The 18,803-nt window shown below is 69.0% G+C and carries 20 protein-coding genes; 16 read left to right on the top strand and 4 right to left on the bottom strand.

The window, feature by feature from the left end:
• Nucleotides 1-238, bottom strand: a 238-nt coding sequence (locus tag FQY83_RS11690) for a transposase (RefSeq protein WP_146388150.1), incomplete at its 3' end; no start/stop codon positions are given.
• Nucleotides 239-627: 389 nt separating this feature from the next.
• On the opposite strand from FQY83_RS11690, the gene FQY83_RS11685 reads away from it, so the two are divergent.
• The 11 genes from FQY83_RS11685 (at nucleotide 628) to FQY83_RS11635 (ending at nucleotide 8,696) form a co-directional block, all read left to right on the top strand.
• Entirely contained in the window at nucleotides 628-1,056 is a 429-nt protein-coding gene (locus FQY83_RS11685; RefSeq protein ID WP_146388113.1) for a YbaN family protein, read from the top strand.
• 63 nt (nucleotides 1,057-1,119) lie between these two features.
• Complete coding sequence (gene lptM / locus FQY83_RS11680; RefSeq protein ID WP_146388112.1) at nucleotides 1,120-1,359, top strand: LPS translocon maturation chaperone LptM; 240 nt, start codon at nucleotides 1,120-1,122, stop codon at nucleotides 1,357-1,359.
• A gap of 71 nt (nucleotides 1,360-1,430) precedes the next feature.
• Nucleotides 1,431-2,243 carry a diaminopimelate epimerase gene (dapF, locus tag FQY83_RS11675; protein WP_146388149.1) on the top strand — a complete coding sequence of 271 codons (813 nt, stop codon included), beginning with the start codon at nucleotides 1,431-1,433 and terminating at the stop codon, nucleotides 2,241-2,243.
• On the top strand, nucleotides 2,231-2,911 hold the full coding sequence (locus FQY83_RS11670; protein WP_146388111.1) for a DUF484 family protein: 681 nt from the start codon (nucleotides 2,231-2,233) through the stop codon (nucleotides 2,909-2,911). Before dapF ends, FQY83_RS11670 begins: the two co-directional genes overlap by 13 nt.
• Entirely contained in the window at nucleotides 2,904-3,254 is a 351-nt protein-coding gene (locus FQY83_RS11665) for a hypothetical protein (RefSeq protein ID WP_146388110.1), read from the top strand. Before FQY83_RS11670 ends, FQY83_RS11665 begins: the two co-directional genes overlap by 8 nt.
• On the top strand, nucleotides 3,251-4,126 hold the full coding sequence (xerC, locus tag FQY83_RS11660) for a tyrosine recombinase XerC (protein ID WP_146388109.1): 876 nt from the start codon (nucleotides 3,251-3,253) through the stop codon (nucleotides 4,124-4,126). Before FQY83_RS11665 ends, xerC begins: the two co-directional genes overlap by 4 nt.
• A gap of 94 nt (nucleotides 4,127-4,220) precedes the next feature.
• Nucleotides 4,221-4,688 (top strand): DUF1203 domain-containing protein, encoded by a 468-nt coding sequence (locus tag FQY83_RS11655; RefSeq protein WP_146388108.1) that lies wholly within the window; start codon nucleotides 4,221-4,223, stop codon nucleotides 4,686-4,688.
• Nucleotides 4,689-4,780: 92 nt separating this feature from the next.
• The gene (locus tag FQY83_RS11650; protein WP_146388107.1) at nucleotides 4,781-5,686 is read left to right on the top strand and encodes an amidohydrolase family protein; all 906 of its coding nucleotides are present in this window, start codon (nucleotides 4,781-4,783) and stop codon (nucleotides 5,684-5,686) included.
• A 262-nt stretch (nucleotides 5,687-5,948) separates the two neighbouring features.
• Entirely contained in the window at nucleotides 5,949-6,500 is a 552-nt protein-coding gene (hslV, locus tag FQY83_RS11645) for an ATP-dependent protease subunit HslV (RefSeq protein WP_146388106.1), read from the top strand.
• A gap of 92 nt (nucleotides 6,501-6,592) precedes the next feature.
• Nucleotides 6,593-7,972, top strand: a complete 1,380-nt coding sequence (gene hslU, locus FQY83_RS11640) for an ATP-dependent protease ATPase subunit HslU (RefSeq protein WP_146388105.1) — start codon at nucleotides 6,593-6,595, stop codon at nucleotides 7,970-7,972.
• A gap of 289 nt (nucleotides 7,973-8,261) precedes the next feature.
• Nucleotides 8,262-8,696, top strand: coding sequence for a hypothetical protein (locus tag FQY83_RS11635; protein WP_146388104.1), 435 nt, complete (start codon nucleotides 8,262-8,264; stop codon nucleotides 8,694-8,696).
• Nucleotides 8,697-8,721: 25 nt separating this feature from the next.
• On the opposite strand, the gene FQY83_RS11630 is transcribed toward FQY83_RS11635, so the two are convergent.
• Both FQY83_RS11630 and FQY83_RS11625 read right to left on the bottom strand, forming a co-directional pair.
• On the bottom strand, nucleotides 8,722-9,546 hold the full coding sequence (locus tag FQY83_RS11630; protein WP_146388103.1) for a D-hexose-6-phosphate mutarotase: 825 nt from the start codon (nucleotides 9,544-9,546) through the stop codon (nucleotides 8,722-8,724).
• A 212-nt stretch (nucleotides 9,547-9,758) separates the two neighbouring features.
• Nucleotides 9,759-10,211, bottom strand: coding sequence for a nucleoside deaminase (locus tag FQY83_RS11625; RefSeq protein WP_146388102.1), 453 nt, complete (start codon nucleotides 10,209-10,211; stop codon nucleotides 9,759-9,761).
• A 150-nt stretch (nucleotides 10,212-10,361) separates the two neighbouring features.
• Between FQY83_RS11625 and FQY83_RS11620 the strand changes: the two genes are divergently transcribed.
• Nucleotides 10,362-11,816: a metallopeptidase domain-containing protein gene (locus FQY83_RS11620; RefSeq protein ID WP_146388101.1), complete on the top strand. Its 1,455-nt coding sequence runs from the start codon at nucleotides 10,362-10,364 to the stop codon at nucleotides 11,814-11,816.
• 176 nt (nucleotides 11,817-11,992) lie between these two features.
• Here FQY83_RS11620 and FQY83_RS11615 read toward each other — a convergent pair whose 3' ends face one another.
• On the bottom strand, nucleotides 11,993-13,774 hold the full coding sequence (locus FQY83_RS11615; protein WP_146388100.1) for an amidohydrolase family protein: 1,782 nt from the start codon (nucleotides 13,772-13,774) through the stop codon (nucleotides 11,993-11,995).
• 98 nt (nucleotides 13,775-13,872) lie between these two features.
• Here FQY83_RS11615 and ubiE point away from each other — a divergent pair, with 98 nt between their 5' ends.
• The 4 genes from ubiE to FQY83_RS11595 all read left to right on the top strand — a co-directional run bounded on the left by ubiE (nucleotide 13,873) and on the right by FQY83_RS11595 (nucleotide 18,707).
• Entirely contained in the window at nucleotides 13,873-14,631 is a 759-nt protein-coding gene (ubiE, locus tag FQY83_RS11610; RefSeq protein ID WP_146388099.1) for a bifunctional demethylmenaquinone methyltransferase/2-methoxy-6-polyprenyl-1,4-benzoquinol methylase UbiE, read from the top strand.
• A 255-nt stretch (nucleotides 14,632-14,886) separates the two neighbouring features.
• Nucleotides 14,887-16,872, top strand: a complete 1,986-nt coding sequence (locus FQY83_RS11605; RefSeq protein WP_146388148.1) for a M1 family metallopeptidase — start codon at nucleotides 14,887-14,889, stop codon at nucleotides 16,870-16,872.
• 9 nt (nucleotides 16,873-16,881) lie between these two features.
• Entirely contained in the window at nucleotides 16,882-17,847 is a 966-nt protein-coding gene (locus tag FQY83_RS11600) for an alpha/beta fold hydrolase (RefSeq protein ID WP_146388098.1), read from the top strand.
• A gap of 125 nt (nucleotides 17,848-17,972) precedes the next feature.
• Entirely contained in the window at nucleotides 17,973-18,707 is a 735-nt protein-coding gene (locus FQY83_RS11595) for a hypothetical protein (protein WP_238333472.1), read from the top strand.
• Nucleotides 18,708-18,803: the final 96 nt, after the last annotated feature.

Raw genomic sequence — 18,803 nt, 5'->3', positions numbered from 1 at the left:
GCGTCTCTTCCATGCCCGGGTCGCTCAGCGAGTACCACTGCTGCAGGAAGTGGATGCGCAGCATGGTCGCCAAGGGATACGGCTGCCGGCCGCGCTGGCCCATCTTCGGGTAGTGCGGTGCGATCAGCGCCAGCAATGCGTTCCACGGCACCACCTGCTCCATCTCCGCCAGGAAGACCTCGCGCCGCGTCTTCTTGCGCTTGCCCGTGTGTTCCGCGTCCCCGAAGCTCAGCTGCATCGTCGTCATCCGTCGAACCTTGCGCTATTGTCGCCGAAGGGATTTGTTCAGAGCATCCCTAAGCTGTAGGGGTCGAGAGTTCTCCCGGCGTGCCCAGCCTTATCGATACGAGCGCCAACTCGAGCAACTGTTCGGGCGTGTGCGGGGAGATTCCGGCGTGGCGACCTGGCTCGCTGGCGGTCGTTCAGACCCAGGGATTGACGGTCGACCACGCCGGCTCTCGACGCCTAATCTGGCAGATCGGAAAGAGATAAGGGATCTGCATTTTCCGTGCAGAAGCAGATCCCTCGCTGCGCTCGGGATGACAGGCGAGGCGAGGACGGCAGGGCGACAGACAGGCAACGTTGACGGATTCAATCATCCGCGCGCCGGATCGATATCATGCGCGGATGCGTCCGACCCCTCGTTTCCGCTGGGCCTGGTGGCTGCTGGCCTATGCCAGCCTCGGCCTCGGCATCGTCGGCGCGTTCGTGCCCGGCCTGCCGACGACGGTGTTCGTGCTGATCGCGGCATGGGCGGCGGCGCGCGGGTCGGAGCGGCTGCACCGCCGGCTGCTCGCGCATCCGAAGTTCGGCCCCGTGATCCGCGACTGGCAGATGCACCGCGCGGTCAGTCGCCGGGCGAAATGGCTGGCGACCTGGACGATGCTGGCCTCGGCGGCGATCCTGCTCGCGGTGATGCGGTTCAGCGGCGGCCATCGGACGTGGATGATCGCGCTGCCGATCGGTTGCATGGCCGTGGTCGGCACCTGGCTGTGGTTCCGGCCGGAGCCGCCGGCCCGGCAGGACGCCATGAACGCCGACGTGGCCGACGACTGAACCGGCGCGTCCACGCCGGCGCAGGATCTCGTGCTGTGCGGCCGGGCGGGCTACACTTCGGCCATGTCCAGATTCCCGATCATCGCGCTGCTGGCGCTCGCGCTGGCGTTCACCCTGGCCGCCTGCGGCAACAAGGGGCCGCTGGTGCGGCCGAGTGTGGAGGACGTCGAGGACGTGTCCGTCGACGATCCGGCGCTCGACGCGGAAACGTCCGCGGACGAAGCGGCCGAAGAGGTCCCGGTGGAGGATGCGGACGTCGATGATGACGCATCGACTCCGCCGGCGGACCCGAACGCCGACTGATCGCCGTGGCCGCGACCGCCCCGCAGCCGTTCCGCCGCGACCATACGCTGGGCGCGCTGCGCTTCAGCAAGATGCACGGCGCGGGCAACGACTTCGTGGTGCTGGACCTGCGCGACGGCACGCCGCCACCGTCACCGGCGCTTTGCCGTGCGCTGGCTGACCGCCACACCGGCGTCGGCTGCGACCAGATCCTGACCGTCGAGGCACCCGTCGCCGGTTCGCTGGCGAGCTACCGGATCTGGAACTCCGACGGCTCCTCGTCCGGGCAATGCGGCAACGGCGCGCGCTGCGTCGCCGCCTGGCTGGTGCGCGCCGGCGCCACGCGCGAGTCGCGTTTCCAGCTCGACAGCCCGGCCGGCACCCACGCGGTGGACGCGCTGGGCGACGGACGCTATCGCGTCGCGATGGGCGTGCCGCGGTTCGAGCCGTCGCAGGTGCCGATGGCGGGGATCGCGCAAACGCAGGCATTCCATGAAACGACGCTGGCCGACGGCGAGCGCATCCGTTTCGGCGCGGTGTCGATGGGCAATCCGCACGCGGTGATCGAGGTCGACGACGTCGACGCGGCGCCGGTCGCGAGGCTCGGCCCTGCGCTGCAGGCCTCGGCGCTGTTTCCGGACTCGGCCAACGTGGGCTTCGCGCAGGTGCTTGGTCGCGGTCGCATCCGCCTGCGCGTGTACGAGCGCGGCGTCGGCGAGACGCTGGCCTGCGGCAGCGGCGCCTGCGCGGCAGTCGCGGTGCTGGTGCGCGGCGGCCGCGTGGATCGCGACGTGGCGGTCGCCCTGCCGGGCGGGGAACTGCGCATCGCATGGCCGCGGGACGATGCCCAGGTCGAGATGACCGGGCCGACCGCATTCGTGTTCGAAGGGGAATGGAACGAATGAGCAATACCGAACGCCTGGGCGCCCACGAAGTCGCGGCCTGGCTGCGGCGCCAGCCGAAATTCCTGCAGCAGTTCCCGGACCTCGCGCTGAGCCTGGTGGTCCCGCGCGAGGACGGTCCGGCCGCGTCGCTGGCCAGCTACCAGCTCGAGGTGCTGCGCGACAAGAACCGTGAACTGTCGCGGCGGCTGCACGACCTGTTCGTGATCTCGCAGGAGAACGAGCGGCTGGCCGTGCGCACGCATCAGCTCACGCTGGCGCTGATGCGCCAGCCCGATCCGGCCGGCGTGGTGCGCGCGATGGCGGCGACGCTGGAAGAAGATTTTGCCGGCGACCTGGTGCGCATCGTGCTGTTCAAGCCGGTGGACGGGCTGGGCGAGGAGTCGTGGCTGCAGGTGGTCGATCGCGATGACCGCCTGCTGGCACCCTTCGGCGATGCCCTGAAGGAAGGCGAGCCGCTGTGCGGGCGGCTGCACCCGGACAAGCAGGCGCTGCTGTATGGCGCGCGTGTGGATGAGGTGCAGTCAAGCGCGCTGCTGGCGCTGGAGGGCGTCGGGCTGGTGGCGGTGGGGAGTGGTGATGCGAACCGGTTCTATCCCGGGATGGGGACCTTGTTCCTGCGGATGATGGGGGAGGCGTTCGAGGTGGCGTTGCGCAGGTTCGATGGCTGAGCGGATGCTCGTTTCGGCCGCGATGCCGTCATTCCAGCGAAAGCTGGAAGCGCTTTACAACAGCGCGAAGCGCTGGTCATCCATTTTGCTTCAAGGAAATCACAGAGCTTCCGACCGCCTTCGGCGGCCGGGTTCATTTCTTTTGATAAGCGTCAAAAGAAACGAACCAAAGAAAAACGCTTTCCCCGACAAGGCAAATCTGCAGACGGGAAGTGTGACGGGATTTTTCGACACGGCATCCCTGCCGTGGCGAAAAACGCCGCACATCCATGTGCGGCGCCCTCCGGGTCTGCAGACATTGCAGGCGCCCATGGTGTGGAAGCCGGAAGGCTGTCGTCGATGATTGCGGGCTATCTTTCGCATCTGGAAGTCGAGCGCCGCGTGTCGCCGCTCACGCTCGACGGCTATCGACGTGACCTTGAAGCGCTTTCGGTCTGGGCCGAGGCACACGGCGGCGTTTCCGGGCTGCGCGAGGCCGATATCCGCGCATTCGTCGCCGCCGAGCATCGCCGCGGGTTGTCGCCCAAGAGCCTGCAGCGCCGCCTGTCCGCGGTGCGCAGTTTCTACCAGTGGCTGCTCAAGCATGGGCACATCGAGGCGAATCCGGCCTCGGGCATCCGTGCGCCGAAGGCGCCGCGCAAGCTGCCGCAGGTGCTCGATCCGGACGAGGCCAAGGCGCTGGTGGAGGTGCCGACCGACGTGCCGCTGGGGCTGCGCGATCGTGCGATGCTGGAGCTGTTCTATTCCTCGGGACTGCGCCTGAGCGAGCTGTGCGCGCTGCGCTGGCGCGACCTGCAGCTCGACGACGGCCTGGTCACCGTGCTCGGCAAGGGCGGCAAGCAGCGGATCGTGCCGGTGGGTTCGTTCGCGCGCAGCGCGCTGCGGGAATGGCGCGCGGACACCGGCGCCAGCGACGAGGCGCCGGTGTTCCCCGGCCGCGGCGGCAAGCCGATCGGCGCGCGCGCGGTGCAGGTGCGCATGCGCCAGCTGGCGCAGCGCCAGGGCCTGTTCAAGCGCGTGCATCCGCACCTGTTGCGGCACAGTTTCGCCAGCCACGTGCTTGAATCCTCCGGCGACCTGCGTGGCGTGCAGGAGCTGCTGGGCCATGCCGATATCTCGACCACGCAGATCTACACGCACCTGGATTTCGGCCACCTGGCGAAGGTGTACGACGCCGCGCACCCGCGCGCGAAGCGGCGGAAGGACTCGGGTTGAGTTGTTCTTCCGGCCGGATGCCCTGTCCGGATCCGGCGAGTATCCACGGGCGCGTGGCGGCATGCTGCGGTTTCCGAAGAAGGAAGCCTGCCCAATGACATTCCGCCTGTCCGGCATCGATCCCACCCCGTACGAAGCGCTGTTCGCCCTCGACGATGCCGAACTGCAGCGGCGCGGCGCGAAGCGCTGCCGGGCCGACAGCGATTCCGGCTATCCCTGCCGCGCCGGCCTGGAGGACGCGAAGGCCGGCGATGAACTCCTGCTGCTGCCCTACGAGCACCAGCCCGCGGCATCGCCGTATCACGCTTCCGGCCCGATCTTCGTCCGCCGCGGCGCCACGCGGCGGGAACTGCCGCCCGGCGTCGTTCCGCCGTACGTGTCGAAGCGGCTGATCTCTCTGCGCGCCTACGACGCCGTGCACATGATGGTGGATGCGGCGGTCTGCGAAGGCGGCGAGGTCGCGCGCGAGCTCGAACGCATGTTCGGTGACGGTGTCGTCGCCTACGTCCACCTGCACAACGCGAAGCGCGGCTGTTTCTCCTGCGTGGCGCATCGGGCCTGAGCTGAGCCCCTGATCCCGGCGCCGCAGCGGATGCCGCTGGCCGCACGCGCCGCCTTTGCCCGTCTACCCGGAAAATCGCCGGGAATCCCGCCATGCGCCTGCCCGTCCTCGTGCTCCTGCTGCTCGCCGCCACGCCCGCGATGGGACAGCCCTATCGTGGTCCGATCATCGACGTGCACCTGCATGTCGGACCGGCCGCGCCCGGTGCGCCGAACCCGGCCACCGGCGAACCCACGACCGCCGGCAGCGACGCCGAGCGCGAGCGGCTCACGCTCGAGCGCATGCGCCGGCACGGCATCGTGCTCGGGCTGGTCAGCGGTCCGGATGCGTACATGGCGAGCATGCGCAAGGCCGGTGGCGATGCGATCTGGAGCGGCGCGTTCCTGGACGACGGACGCACGTCGCTGCCGCCGCCGGAAGACCTGCGCAAGGCCTTCGCCAGCGGCGAGCTGAAGGTGCTCGGCGAGGTCGGCGCGCAGTATCACGGCCTCGATGCCAGCGATCCGTGGTTCGAGCCTTATCTGGCGCTGGCCGAAGAGTTCGATATCCCCGTCGGCATCCACACTGGGCTGGGGCCGCCGGGCACGCCCTACGGCTGCTGCCCGGACTTCAGCGTGGAACTCGGCAACCCGAAGCTGCTGGAGCCGATGCTCAAGCGCCATCCGAAGCTGCGCGTCTGGCTGATGCACGCCGGCTGGCCCTACCTGCAGGAAACCAAGGCGCTGATGTACGTCTATCCACAGCTGCATGCCGATGTGTCGGTGATCAACTGGATCATCCCGCGGCAGGAGTTCCACGACTACCTGCGGGCGCTGGTGACGGCGGGCCTCGGCGACCGGCTGATGTTCGGCTCCGACCAGATGGTGTGGCCGGAGGCGATCAGCCTGGCGGTGGAGGGCGTGGACAGCGCCGGCTTCCTCACGCCCGCGCAGAAGCGGGCGATCTTCCACGACAACGCGGCGAGGTTCCTGAAGCTCGATCCTGCCGCGGGGGAATGAGCAACCACGCTTCCGGGCGCGGGTGGATGGAATGTCATCCGGAGCGCAGCGAGCATCCGCCCTTCAGGCACCCGTGAAAGCAGTGGCTCGCTGCGTTCGGGATGGCAAGCCCGTTCTTCGACCAACCACCCGCTGGATGGCCTTGTGCCGCGACCGGCGAGGGATCCGCGGGGAAGGGCGTGGGAGCCCGATCGCTCCGGCGGGGGGAGGTTGATGCCGCAAATGTCGGCCCCATCTGGGTAGTTCCAGACCCGGAGGCCGCATGGATCCCAGCCAGAATCCCAACGTGTTCCACGCCACCACGATCCTGTCGGTGCGCCGCGACGGCAAGGTGGCCGTGGCCGGCGATGGCCAGGTGACGCTCGGTCACACGGTGATGAAGGGCAATGCACGCAAGGTGCGCCGGCTTGGCAAGGACGGGCAGGTGCTGGCCGGTTTCGCCGGTGCCGCGGCCGATGCATTCACCCTGTTCGAGCTGTTCGAGTCGAAGCTGGAGAAGCACGGCCAGCTGCAGCGCGCCGCGGTGGAGATGGCCAAGGACTGGCGCACCGAACGCCGCTTCGGCAAGCTCGAGGCGCTGCTTGCGGTGGCCGACAAGGACACCTCGCTGATCATCAGCGGCACTGGCGACGTGATCGAACCGGAGGACGGCATCATCGCCATCGGCTCCGGCGGCTCCTACGCGCTCTCCGCCGCCCGCGCGCTGCTCGCGCACACCGGCCTCGACGCCCGCACGATCGCCACCGAGGCGCTGAACATCGCCGGCGATATCTGCATCTATACGAACCGCAACGTGGTGGTTGAAGAGCTGTAACTGGTGATTCGTGATTGGTGATTCGAAACAGCAGGATCACCGCCGACCATCAGTTCAACCCATTCCCCGCTTTCACGAATCGCGAATCACCAATGACCAATCACGACTCTTCCACCATGACCCCGCGCGAGATCGTGCAGGAACTCGACCGCCACATCATCGGCCAGCAGTCGGCCAAGCGCGCGGTCGCGATCGCGCTGCGCAACCGCTGGCGCCGCGCGCAGCTGCCCGACGAGCTGCGCAACGAGGTGATGCCGAAGAACATCCTGATGATCGGCCCGACCGGCGTGGGCAAGACCGAAATCGCGCGTCGGCTGGCGACGCTGGCCAATGCGCCGTTCGTCAAGGTCGAGGCCACGCGCTTCACCGAGGTCGGCTATGTCGGCAAGGACGTCGAGCAGATCATCCGCGACCTCGCCGACACCGCGGTCAAGCTGTACCGCGAGCAGGCCAAGCAGCGCGTGCGCACGCAGGCCGAGGAGCGCGCCGAGGACCGCATCCTCGACGCGCTGCTGCCCAGGCGCGAGGCGCCGCAGCCGGCCTTCGGCTTCGGCAGCACGGCCACGGTCGACATCGGCGCCGAGCCTTCGTCGAAGGAGTCCGAGACGCGGCAGAAGCTGCGCAGGCAGCTGCGCGCCGGCGACCTCGACGAGCGCGAGATCGAGCTGGAGCTCTCGGCCAACGTCGGCGTCGACATCATGACGCCGCCCGGCATGGAGGAGATGGGCCAGCAGCTGCGGCAGATGTTCTCCAGCCTCGGCGGCGCGAAGACGCACACGCGCAAGCTGACGATCAGGGCCGCGCGCCCGCAGCTGGTCGAGGACGAGGCCGCGAAGCTGGTCAACGAGGACGACGTGCGCGAGGCCGCGATCGAGGCCTGCGAGCAGCACGGCATCGTCTTCATCGACGAGATCGACAAGGTCGCCAAGCGCAGCGAGGGCATGGGCGCCGACGTCAGCCGCGAGGGCGTGCAGCGCGACCTGCTGCCGCTGGTCGAAGGTTCGACCGTCAGCACCAAGTACGGCGCGGTCAAGACCGACCACATCCTGTTCATCGCCTCGGGCGCATTCCACCTCGCCAAGCCCAGCGACCTGATCCCGGAGATGCAGGGACGCTTCCCGATCCGCGTCGAACTGTCCGCGCTGAGCAAGGATGACTTTGTGCGCATCCTCACCGAGCCCAGGGCCGCGCTGACCAGGCAGTACGTGGAACTGCTGAAAACCGAGGGCGTGCAGCTGTCGTTCGCGGACGAAGCGGTCGACCGCCTCGCCGAGATCGCCGCGCAGGTCAACGAGCGCCAGGAGAACATCGGCGCGCGCCGGTTGCACACCGTGCTCGAACGGCTGCTCGACACGCTCAGCTACGAGGCCCCGGACAAGGATGGCAGCCGCGTCACCGTCGATCGCGCCTATGTCGACGCGCACCTGGGCGAACTGGTGCAGGACCCGGACTTGAGTCGCTACATCCTCTGATTCCCGTCTGCTGGTGCAGGAGCGCCTTCAGGGAACTGCTGGAAGACTGTCATTTCGAGCGGGGCGAGAGTCCAGGCGTTTGAAGGGCGAGATTTCTCACTGGCGTTCGAAATGACAAGTTCGGGGTTCCTGGAAGTTTCCTTCAGGCGCAACCGGGGGCAACCAATCCGAAAGTTCAACGATTCGGGCGGCATCCGTCGCCGCGCGTGAACCGCGGGCAACGACGCAGCTGACGCGCCCATGGCGCCGGCCTATGCTTGCGGTCTGACCCCCGTTCCGGCATATCCACATGTCCAGATCCCTGCTGCCCGCCGCCTGCGCGGCCCTCTTCCTGTTCGCGGCCGCGCCTGCCGCCGCCCGCGACGTCTCCTGCCGGCTCGACTTCGACATGGCCGGCTGGTCCGCGTTCTACAAGACCGCTTCGGGCACCGGCCGCGTGCGCTGCGACAACGGCCAGGCGATGGCGGTGAAGATCGATGCCAAGGGCGGCGGCCTGACCGTCGGCAAGTCCGAGATCCGCGGTGGCCGCGGCACGTTCTCCGCCGTCCGCGACATCCGCGAGCTTCTCGGCACCTATGTCGCCGCCGAGGCGCATGCCGGCGCGGTCAAGTCCAGCAAGGCGCAGGCGATGACCAAGGGCGAAGTCTCGCTGGCGCTGGCCGGCACCGGCGAGGGCTGGGACCTGGGCGTGGCCTTCGGCGCGTTCACCATCGAGGCGCGCTGAGCGCGGTTGCCGCATCGGGCAAGGCTCATCCCAGCGCCTGGCTCCCGCGCCAGCGCTCGCCCGGCGCCAGCAGCACCGGTGCCAGCACCTGTCCGGCCTCGACGCAGGCGAACCGCGCGTGTTCGCCCGGCGCGAGGTCGCCGATGCGCGCGGCGAGGTGCGCGCCGGGATTCCAGACGATGGTGTCACCGAAGCCGTCGTGCTTGATGTCGAGGCGATGCCCGCCGTCGACCAGGATGAGCGGGGCGACGACGTCGTTGTAGATGCGGTCGATTTCGCCGTCGAAGGCGACCGCATGCTCGTGCTGCCGGTGCAGGGTGCCGCCGTTGGCGCTGTCCTCGTAGTCGCAGCCCTGCAGGCCTTCGAGCGAGACCTGCGCGATGTCGTCCACGCGCAGGTAGGTGTGCAGGGCGGCGGTGAAGTCGAAGGGCACGGCGCCGCGGTTTTCCACCTCCAGCGCGACGGCGAGGCGCGCGGCGGCGAGTCCGATCGACAGCCGGCAGGCGAAGGCATGCGGCCATTGCGCGGTGTCGGGGCCGTCGCGCAGTTCGAAGATCGCGGCGTCGTCGGTGACGCCTTCGAACGTCCAGTCGAGCAGGCGCGCGAAGCCGTGCTTGCGCAGGTTCCCGCGTTCGCCGAACTGCGGGAAGACCACCGGCACGCCGCCACGGATCGCGCTGCCGGGGGTGAACTGCGCGCGCTCGCCGAGGAACAGGCGTTCGCGGCCGTCGGCGGGGATCCACGACAGCAGTTGTGCGCCGTGCAGGGCGACGAGGGCGGTGGCGCCTTCGTTGCGGAGGCGGAGGCAGGGCGTGCCGCGGTGGTCGGTGGATTCGTGGGTCGGGGGCATGTGTGTGTGGGGTCTGCGGCGGGGTTCCGGAGGTCGTCATTCCGGCGAAAGCCGGGATGCATTCTGGTCTTGCTCCTGCTTGCTTCCATCGGGAAGCAAACGACAAGGTCACAATGGATCCCGGCTTTCGCCGGGATGACGATTGCGGGGTGGCGGGGCGGCGGGGCGACTGCGGGCGGGGTGGGTTGCGGGTGGCGGGAGGGCGTGTTGCGCTAGTCTTCGCCGATGTCCTCGTTCCAGACATCGGGATTGGCTGCGATCCAGTCGCCGAGCATGGCGATGCATTCGGCGTCGTTGAGGTCGATCACGTTGACGCCGTGCTCGCGCAGCCAGTCGTGGCCGCCGTGGAAGTTGACCGATTCGCCGATCACCACGGTGCCGATGTTGAACTGGCGCACCAGGCCGCTGCAGTACCAGCACGGCGACAGGGTGGTGACCATGATGGTGTCGCGGTAGCGGCGCTGGCGGCCGGCCTTGCGGAAGGCGTCGGTTTCGCCGTGGACGGACGGGTCGCCTTCCTGCACGCGGCGGTTGTGGCCGCGGCCGAGCAGGGTGCCGTCGTTGCGGTAGAGCGCGGCGCCGATCGGGATGCCGCCTTCGGCAAGGCCCTGGCGGGCTTCGGCAATGGCGGTTTCGAGCAGGGTGCGGTAGTCGGGCGTCGTCATCGCGGGGCAGGGGGCGTCGGGGCTTCCACCATATCGCGGTTCGATGGGCGGGCGCGATCCGTGACCGTGATCGCAGGCGTGCTTGTCCCGCGTCGCGGCGTGGTCGAGAATCGGCGGCAGGGCCATCGGCGCGCGGGAAGGGGGCCGTAGATGTATCGGATCGGGACAGCGGCGGCGACGCTCGCACTGCTGGCGGCGAGCGCCGCCGCGCAGGGGCAGGTGCTGCAGGGGGGACTGGAGCTGCGCTGGGGCGATGCCACGCCGGCGCCCGCCGGGCGGACATTGCCGCCGAAATTCCATGCGGCGCTGGTGCTGGACCATGGCGCACGCATCGCGCTCGATCCCGATGAGGCGCGCCGCGGCGCGGGCGACCTGTACGCGCTGGCGAACCGTCGCGTGGCGGTGCAGTTCTCCAGCCGGAAGTCTTCTTCGGGCAATCGCGCCATCGAGGCGATCGTGCCGGCGGACCAGGTCGATGCGCCGATGCCCCACGTGCTGACCGGCAAGGCCGACGGCGTGGCCAAGGCGACGCTGGGCTCGACCCGCTGGATCACCATCGCCTGCAGGTTCAGCGACATCACCGAAGAGCAGAAGACGGTCGACTTCTTCCGCGACCAGTACGGCGACGCCGAAGGGCAGCTGGGGCACTACTGGCGCGAGGTGTCCTACGACAAGATCAACCTCGCCGGCAGCGACGCGCGCGGCTGGTACGCGCTGCCGAACGCGCGGGCGCACTACGTGACCGAGGACGACGACGGTGAGGAGGACGCCGACCTCAATGCCCTGTTCGACGACTGCACCGCCGCGGCGAACGCGGACGTCGATTTCAGTCAGGTCGTCGGCATCAACATGATGTTCAACGGCGACCTCGACGGCTACGCCTGGGGCGGCGGTCGCTGCACCACGCTCGACGGGGCCAATCGTTGCTGGTCGACCACCTGGAACCCGCCCTGGTCGTTCAACAACCTCGCGCCGCTCGCGCACGAGATGGGTCACGGCTACGGCCTGCCGCACTCGGACAACTCAGACGGCGACGACGACACCTACGACAATCCGTGGGACGTGATGAGCGACGGATGGAGCAACGCGGTATACGACGCGACCTACGGCTCTCGGCCCAAGCACATCAACATCCTGCAGCGCGATCGCCTGGGCTGGGTGGATGCGGCGCGCAAGCGCACGATCGCCTCGGGCGCGGCGCGTGCCCGGGTCACGCTCGACTACGCCAGCCTCTCGGGTTCAAGCAACGTGCAGATGCTGGTCCTGCAGACGCCGGCCTCGCCGGATCCGTACCGCGGCACGTTCTACACGGTGGAGGCGAGGCGACCCGCGGGTGCCTACGAGGGACGGCTGGCGGGCGATGCGGTCATCATCCACCTCGTCGGCAGCAATTACCGGTTCGAGGCGGAGAGCCAGGACGCGGACTGGCCGCCGGCCGACGTGGCGAACAACGAGGGCTCGATGTTCAAGGTCGGCGAGGCCTGGGTGTCGCCGGACGGTCTGTTCTCGGTGTACGTCGAGTCGAAGACCGCGAACGGGTTCGTGGTGGTGGTCGGCGATGGCCGGGTGACCGGCGGCAAGACGCCGAGGCGCCTGAAGCGGTAGCGGGTGCGTTGGGGGGAGGTATCAGCCGCAGCTGCGTGCGGATGTGTGAAATCTGTCATCTCGAGCGCAGCGAGAGATCTGCTTTTGCAGTTCGGGCAGAAGCAGATCTCTCGCTGCGCTCGAGATGACAGGAACATGCAGGGTGCGAAGACGAGGCGCGGGACGCGCAAGCCACGCTACTGGATGAACCACACGCGCCGGATCTTGCCGCCGCGGACCTCGTAGATCGCGATCGCCTCGAACGTGAGGCCTTGCGCCGTCCCGCCGATCACTTCGTGATCGATCACGTAGCGCCCGCGCACGATGCGCTTGCGCACTTCGGCGTGAAGCTCGGGATTGGCCTCGAACAGCTTGCCGTAGGTGGCGCGCATGGCATCGAGTCCCTGCGTATGGCGCTCGCCGGGGAAGTCGAACAGTTCGATGTCCGGGCCGTAGGTGGCCAGGAAGGCATCGACGTCGCGCGCGTTGTAGGCCTCCAGCTGCCGCTGCACCACGGCTTCGGGCTGGTTGGCGGGGTCGGTGGCACCCGCGAACGCATCGGGGTTGCGGTGGCGGGCCTGCTCGTGGCTGCCGGCGAGGAGGGCATCGGCGGGCCACAGCGTGCCGGCCTTCATCACCGCGTGGATGCGGCCGAAGTTGCCGACGTCGGCCAGCGGGTCGGCGTCGAGGATCACGAGGTCGGCGCGCTTGCCGGGCGCGATCGTTCCCATCTCCTGCTCCAGGCCGAGCAGGCGCGCGCCGCCGAGCGTGGAGTCGGCGAGGATCCGCGCCGGCGACAGCCCGGCCTCGGCCATCAGCTGCAGCTCGCGCACGTAGGACGCGCCGTGCAGGGTGCCGATGTTGCCGGCGTCGGTGCCGGTGGCGATCGGCACGCCGGCGTCGCTGAGCGTCTTGAGGTTCTGCTGCGCGACCTTTGCCCGGCGCGGCTCCAGGTCCTGCGCCCAGAGCTGCGGCAGGTAGCCGGGCAGCAGGTCGGTCGAGATGCGCCCGAGGTCGGCGAACGAGGCGATCGCATCCGGGCTGCCCCAGCCGCGCTCCTCGTCGGTCAGCCCCGGCTTGCGGACGAAGATGCGGTCGTAGCCTTCCATCACGCCCAGCGTCGGCACGTAGACGGTGCCGCGACTTTTCAGCAGCGCGACGAAGGCCTCGTCGACCGGCGCGTCGAACACGCCGTGCACCAGCACGTCGGCGCCGGCCTCGACCGCGGCGCGCGCGGTTTCGAGTTCGGTGGCGTGCACGGCCACGCGCAGGCCGTGCGCGTGCGTCTCGTCGATCGCCGCGGCGACCACCGGCAGGTGCCGGGCCGGCGTTTCGCCCTGCTGCACGACGAACCAGATCTTGATGAAGTCGGGCTTGGACGGCAGCTGCGCGCGGACCAGCTCGCGGGCCTCCTGCGCGCTTGCGGCCGCGATGATCGGCGGATCGTCGACGTCGGCGATGATCGGCGGCTTCCAGGTCGAGACCAGCGGCCCGGCGACGGCCACGCGCGGCGCGGACGTGGACGCCTGCGCGCGCTGGCGGACCTCGAAGTTCCACATCGGCCCGCCGAAATCGACCACGGTGGTAATGCCGCTGCGCAGCGTGCGGCGGAAGGCGTCGTCGAGGCTGGCCTTCACGCCGGCGATTTCCTGCTCGTAGGGCACCACCTCGCGCAGGTCGAGCGCGTCGGGCCGCGCGTACAGGCCGCCGGACTGGAAGAAGTGCACGTGCGCGTCGACCAGGCCGGGAACCAGCCATTTGCCGGCGGCGTCGATCCGCTCGGCGCCCTCGGGGACCTCGACCTCGCCCGCGCGGCCGGCGGCGACGATCCGGCCGTCGCGCACCAGCACGACGGCATCGGCGAGCGGCGCCGAGTCCGGGTTGAGCAGGGTGGCGCCGACGATGGCGCGCTCGGGTTCCGCGGCATGCGCGGCGCAGGCGATCAATGCGGCGAGGCAGAGGACGGACGGGCGGGGCATCGGCGGGGTTCCCGTGGACGGCGTATCTTGAGACACCAACGCGGCGACGGGCGCGATGCGGCCATGACGCCCGGCCGGAACCGTGGGAAAATGCGTGCATGAACGAGGATCCCCGGTCGGACACCACCCATTTCGGCTACCGCGAGGTGCCCGTCGGCGAGAAGCAGAAGCTGGTCGGCGAGGTGTTCTCGTCGGTCGCCGGCAGCTACGACCTGATGAACGACCTGATGAGCCTCGGCATCCATCGGGTCTGGAAGCGCTATTTCGTCGGCACCGCGCAGGTGAAGAAGGGCGACCGCGTGCTCGACCTCGCCGGCGGCACCGGCGACATCGCCGCGCTGCTCAAGGACCGCGTCGGCGAATCGGGCGGGCTGGTGCTGGGCGACATCAACGGCGAGATGCTGCGCGTCGGCCGCGACCGCATGGTCGACCGCGGCAACGTGCGCGGCTTCGAGTACGTGCAGTGCAACGCCGAAAAATTGCCGTTCCCGGACGCCAGCTTCGACCTGGTCACCATCGCCTTCGGCCTGCGCAACGTCACCGACAAGGACGCCGCGCTGCGCGAGATGCTGCGCGTGTTGAAGGTCGGCGGGCAGGCGCGGGTGCTGGAGTTCTCGGAAGTGAAGGCGGCGTGGTTCAAGCCGATCTACGACTTCCACTCGTTCAACGTGCTGCCGAAGCTGGGCAAGCTGTTCGCGAACGACGCCGACAGCTACCAGTACCTGGCCGAGTCGATCCGCAAGCATCCGCCGCAGGACGCGCTGAAGGCGATGATGGACGCGGCCGGCTTCGCGCGTGCGCGCTACCGCAACCTCTCGGGCGGCATCGTCGCCATCCACGACGGCTGGAAGGCCTGAAAGCCCTCATCTCCGCGTTCGCGGGGGCGATGGCGAAGATCTGCCGCATCACCCGTCATCCCGAGCGCAGCGAGGGATCTGCTCCTGTGCTCGCCCGGACAGTAGATCCCTCACTGCGTTCGGGATGACAAGGGTTCGAACATCCAGGGGTGGCTGGCTCGTCCATCGCCCGGCACAACGGTTGCAGGCGCTACAATCCTCGCCCTGTTCATCCAGAGGCTTCCCCCGGCCATGCCCGATTTCCGCCTGCGCGCGCTGCGCGTTCCGCTGCTGCTGCTGTCGTTCCTGGTCGCCGTCGCCGGCTGCAGGCGCGACGCGGCCGACTCCGAAACCGCCGCAGCGCCGGCGCCCAGGTCCACTGCCATGGCCGATACCGACGAACATTCCTACGCCGAGCCGGGCAAGGTCGTCATCGACGACCTCGCGCTGGACCTGAAGCTTGACTTCGACAGCAGGACCCTGGCCGGCACCGCCACCTACACCCTTCAGTGGAAGGACGAGGGCGCCACGCAGCTGGTGCTCGACAGCCGCGACCTCGCCATCGAGAAGGCGGAAGGCGAGGTGGACGGCACGTGGCAGCCGCTGCAGTTCGCGCTGGCGGACAAGGATCCGACGCTCGGCAGCAAGCTGACGATCGAAGCCCCGCAGCGCCCGTCGAAGGTGCGCGTCAACTACCGCACCTCGCCCGAGGCGTCCGGCCTGCAGTGGCTGACCGCGGAGATGACCGAAGGCGGGCAGCTGCCCTTCATGTTCAGCCAGTCGCAGCAGATCCACGCGCGCTCGTGGGTGCCGCTGCAGGACACGCCGCAGGTGCGCTACACCTACAGCGCGCACGTGGCCACGCGCCCGGACGTGATGGTGCTGATGAGCGCCGACAACGATCCCGCCGCGGCGCGCGACGGCGACTACACGTTCTCGATGCCGCAGCGCATCCCCTCGTACCTGATGGCGATCGCGGCCGGCGACCTGGTGTTCAAGCCGATCTCGTCGCGCAGCGGCGTCTGGGCGGAACCGTCGATGGTCGACAGGGCGACCGCGGAGTTCGCCGACACCGAGAAGATGATCGCCACCACCGAAGCGCTGTACGGCCCCTACCGCTGGGAGCGCTACGACCTGCTGGTGCTGCCGCCGTCGTTCCCGTTCGGCGGCATGGAGAACCCGCGGCTGTCGTTCATCACCCCGACGGTGATCGTCGGCGACAAATCGCTGGTGTCGCTGATCGCGCACGAGCTGGCGCACAGCTGGTCGGGCAACCTGGTCACCTTCTCCAGCGCCAAGCACGGCTGGCTCAACGAGGGCGTGACCAGCTACGTGGAGAACCGCATCGTCGAGGCGCTCTACGGCGAGGAGTTCAGCGACATGGAGTACGTGATCGCGCGCAACGGCCTGCGCGAGGGGATCAAGGCCATGCCCGAGGCGGTGCAGTCGCTGGCGGTGAAACCGGGGACGGAACTGGATGCCGACGACGCGCTGAGCGCGGTGTCCTACGACAAGGGCGCGTGGTTCCTGCAGTTCCTGGAGGAGCGTTTCGGGCGCGAGGTGTTCGATCCGTTCCTGCGCGGCTACTTCGACCATTTCGCGTTTCAGAGCATCCCGACCGAGACCTTCCTGAAGTACGCGAAGGACAACCTGTTCGACAAGCATCCGGGCAAGGTCAGCGACGCCGAAATCAGGGAATGGGTCTATGGCCCCGGCATCCCGGCGAATGCGCCGCAGGTGCTGTCGCCGCGCTTCGGCATCGTCGATTCCGCGCGCCTGGGCTGGCGCGGCAGCAAGCAGCTGCCTCCGTCCTCGATCACCGGACCGTGGACCACGCAGGAGTGGCTGCACTTCCTCGAAGGCATGCCGGACACCCTGCCGGTCGCCGAACTCGAGCAGCTCGACAGCGCCTACCACTTCACCGGCACCGCCAACGGCGAGATCGCGATGCGCTGGTATCCGCTGGCGATCCGCAGCGGCTATGCGCAGGCGAACGAGGCGATTTCGACGTTCGTGCAGAAGATCGGCCGCCGCAAGCTGATCATCCCGGTGTACGAGGCGCTGGTGAAGACGGAGCCGGGCATGGCGCTGGCGAAGGATGCGTTCGCGAAGGCACGGCCGGGCTATCACCCGATCACGACTGCGTCGGTGGAGAAGGTGATCGCCGAGGCCAAACCGGTGCCCGCACCGGTGCTCGTGCCGGCTTCGGAAGAAGCACGGGACGCCGCCGCCGGCGAAGGCGGCGCATCGCCGAATCCCTGACCTGCGAAGATGCCGGCGCCGCAACTCCTGCTGTTGTGCGCGGCGCTGGTGGCGCTGGTCGTCGTGCTGCTGGTCGTGGCGATCCTGCACGATCCGCACCGCCTGATCCGCGCGGAGTACCTGCGCGAACGCATCGCCGCGGGATTCGCGCTGCGTCATGCGGTCATCGACGGCTGCCGCTGGACCTGGGTCGAGCGCGACGCGCAGTCGCCCGGCGCGCCGACGCTGGTGATGATCCACGGCTACACCGGCAGCAAGGAGAACTGGTACCGGCTGTGCGCGAAGCTCGGCCGCCGCTACCGGCTGGTCGCGCCCGACCTGCCGGGCTGGGGCGACAGCCAGCGCGAGGCCGGCGGCGACTACGGCTTCGCGGCGCAGGCGGACAGGGTCGCCGCGTTCCTGCGCCATCTTGGTGGGCCGGTGGTGCTGGTGGGGCATTCGATGGGCGGCGGCATCGCCGCGCTGGTGGCCGCGCGCCATCCGCAGCTGGTCGAGCGCGTCGCGCTGCTCGATGCCGCCGGCGTCGAGTTCGCGGAAAACGACTTCGGCCTCGACGTGCTGGCCGGCGGCAATCCCTTCGGCGTCGGCGACGCGGCGTCGCTGCAGCGCTATCTCGGCGTGATCTTCCACGATGCCAGTGCGCGGCCGCCGCTGCCGTGGCCGGGTGCGTGGGCCTACGTGGCCTGGCGCAGGCGCGAGGGCACGTTCGAGCAGTCGGTCCTCGACCGCATCGGCCGCAGCGACGAGCGTTTCCTGCCGTGGCAGGAGGCCGAACGCATCCGCCAGCCGGCGCTGCTGGTGTGGGGCGCGCACGATCGCGTGATCGATCCCAGCGCGCTCGACCTCTACGCGCAGCGCATCCCACACGCCCGGCGGCGCCTGCTCGACCGCAGCGGCCACATGACACTGATGGAGCAGCCGGCGGAGGTGGCCGAGGCGATCGTCGGGCTGATCGAGGCGGACGCGCGGGATTGAGTACGCCGTCGGGACAACGTTCGCGAAAGGGAGGATCCAGCGGCCACGCCCCGGTTGCGGCCGGCCGGCCGCGGCATGACACTGGTCGGAATTGCCGCAACGCCCCGATCGAGGAGACGCCGTCCATGAACAAGCTTTCGTTCGCCACCGCGATGCTGCTGTCCGTGCTGTGCCTGGCCGGCTGCAGGGATCGCGAGGCCGAGGCCGCCGCGCAGGCGGAAGCGCTCGCGGCGGCCAACGAGCAGGCCGCCGCCGAGGCCGAACGCGCGTTCGAGGCCGCGGTCGCCGACGGCAACTGGGCGCTGGCCAAGGCGCAGGGCGACATCCTGTTCGCGAAGTGGCCCACCACCGAGGCCGCCGAGCGCGTGCGCCCGAAGTACGACGAAGCCAAGGCCAAGGGCGACGCCGAGAACGAGGCGCGCCGCACCGCCGCGCTGTGGGCCTACCAGACGCAGGCGGTGAAGGGCGGGCAGCAGCTGTCGGCGGCGATCTACGCCAAGGAGCCGCTCGACGTCGACGGCAGCGGCGCCAAGCCGGTGCGCCTGATCTTCCGCGACCATCCCGACTGGGGCCGCAGCAGCTACCTCGTCCTGCCCGGCGGCGATTTCGCCAGGGCCTGCTACGGCAAGTGCAGCGTGACCGTCACGGTCGACGATGCCGCGCCGAGGAAGATGTCCGCCAACCGGCCGAAGACCGATGAGGCCATCGCGATGTTCATCGACGACGAGAAGGCGCTGTGGCGGCTGACGAAGGACGCGAAGGTGATGCGCATCGAGTTCCCGACGCGTGACGTGGGCAGCAAGGTTGCGGTATTCGAGGTTGCGGGTCTGGAGCGGGGGAAGATGCCGAAGTGGGATTGATCCTGGCTTTTCGTGCGGGAACTATCTCTGATGGCTGCGGACTGGGTATTCATTGCTTTCGTGCCAGATCTGCGAAGAGCTAAGAGCTTCCGTCCG

Source organism: Luteimonas marina, assembly GCF_007859325.1.
In the GTDB taxonomy this organism is placed as follows: Bacteria; Pseudomonadota; Gammaproteobacteria; order Xanthomonadales; family Xanthomonadaceae; genus Luteimonas; species Luteimonas marina.
Note: the sequence above shows the minus strand (reverse complement) of the source record. Positions and strands in the feature narration are given on the sequence as shown.

Coding starts and splice junctions, on each gene's coding strand:
- FQY83_RS11615 (WP_146388100.1), bottom strand. CDS start 13,774: ATGCCCCGCCCGTCCGTCCTCTGCCTCGCCGCATTGATCGCCTGCGCC.
- dapF (WP_146388149.1), top strand. CDS start 1,431: ATGCACGGCGCGGGCAACGACTTCGTGGTGCTGGACCTGCGCGACGGC.
- FQY83_RS11670 (WP_146388111.1), top strand. CDS start 2,231: ATGGAACGAATGAGCAATACCGAACGCCTGGGCGCCCACGAAGTCGCG.
- FQY83_RS11650 (WP_146388107.1), top strand. CDS start 4,781: ATGCGCCTGCCCGTCCTCGTGCTCCTGCTGCTCGCCGCCACGCCCGCG.
- FQY83_RS11665 (WP_146388110.1), top strand. CDS start 2,904: ATGGCTGAGCGGATGCTCGTTTCGGCCGCGATGCCGTCATTCCAGCGA.
- FQY83_RS11630 (WP_146388103.1), bottom strand. CDS start 9,546: ATGCCCCCGACCCACGAATCCACCGACCACCGCGGCACGCCCTGCCTC.
- FQY83_RS11655 (WP_146388108.1), top strand. CDS start 4,221: ATGACATTCCGCCTGTCCGGCATCGATCCCACCCCGTACGAAGCGCTG.
- FQY83_RS11635 (WP_146388104.1), top strand. CDS start 8,262: ATGTCCAGATCCCTGCTGCCCGCCGCCTGCGCGGCCCTCTTCCTGTTC.
- ubiE (WP_146388099.1), top strand. CDS start 13,873: ATGAACGAGGATCCCCGGTCGGACACCACCCATTTCGGCTACCGCGAG.
- FQY83_RS11620 (WP_146388101.1), top strand. CDS start 10,362: ATGTATCGGATCGGGACAGCGGCGGCGACGCTCGCACTGCTGGCGGCG.
- FQY83_RS11685 (WP_146388113.1), top strand. CDS start 628: ATGCGTCCGACCCCTCGTTTCCGCTGGGCCTGGTGGCTGCTGGCCTAT.
- FQY83_RS11595 (WP_238333472.1), top strand. CDS start 17,973: ATGAACAAGCTTTCGTTCGCCACCGCGATGCTGCTGTCCGTGCTGTGC.
- hslU (WP_146388105.1), top strand. CDS start 6,593: ATGACCAATCACGACTCTTCCACCATGACCCCGCGCGAGATCGTGCAG.
- FQY83_RS11625 (WP_146388102.1), bottom strand. CDS start 10,211: ATGACGACGCCCGACTACCGCACCCTGCTCGAAACCGCCATTGCCGAA.
- lptM (WP_146388112.1), top strand. CDS start 1,120: ATGTCCAGATTCCCGATCATCGCGCTGCTGGCGCTCGCGCTGGCGTTC.
- xerC (WP_146388109.1), top strand. CDS start 3,251: ATGATTGCGGGCTATCTTTCGCATCTGGAAGTCGAGCGCCGCGTGTCG.
- hslV (WP_146388106.1), top strand. CDS start 5,949: ATGGATCCCAGCCAGAATCCCAACGTGTTCCACGCCACCACGATCCTG.
- FQY83_RS11600 (WP_146388098.1), top strand. CDS start 16,882: ATGCCGGCGCCGCAACTCCTGCTGTTGTGCGCGGCGCTGGTGGCGCTG.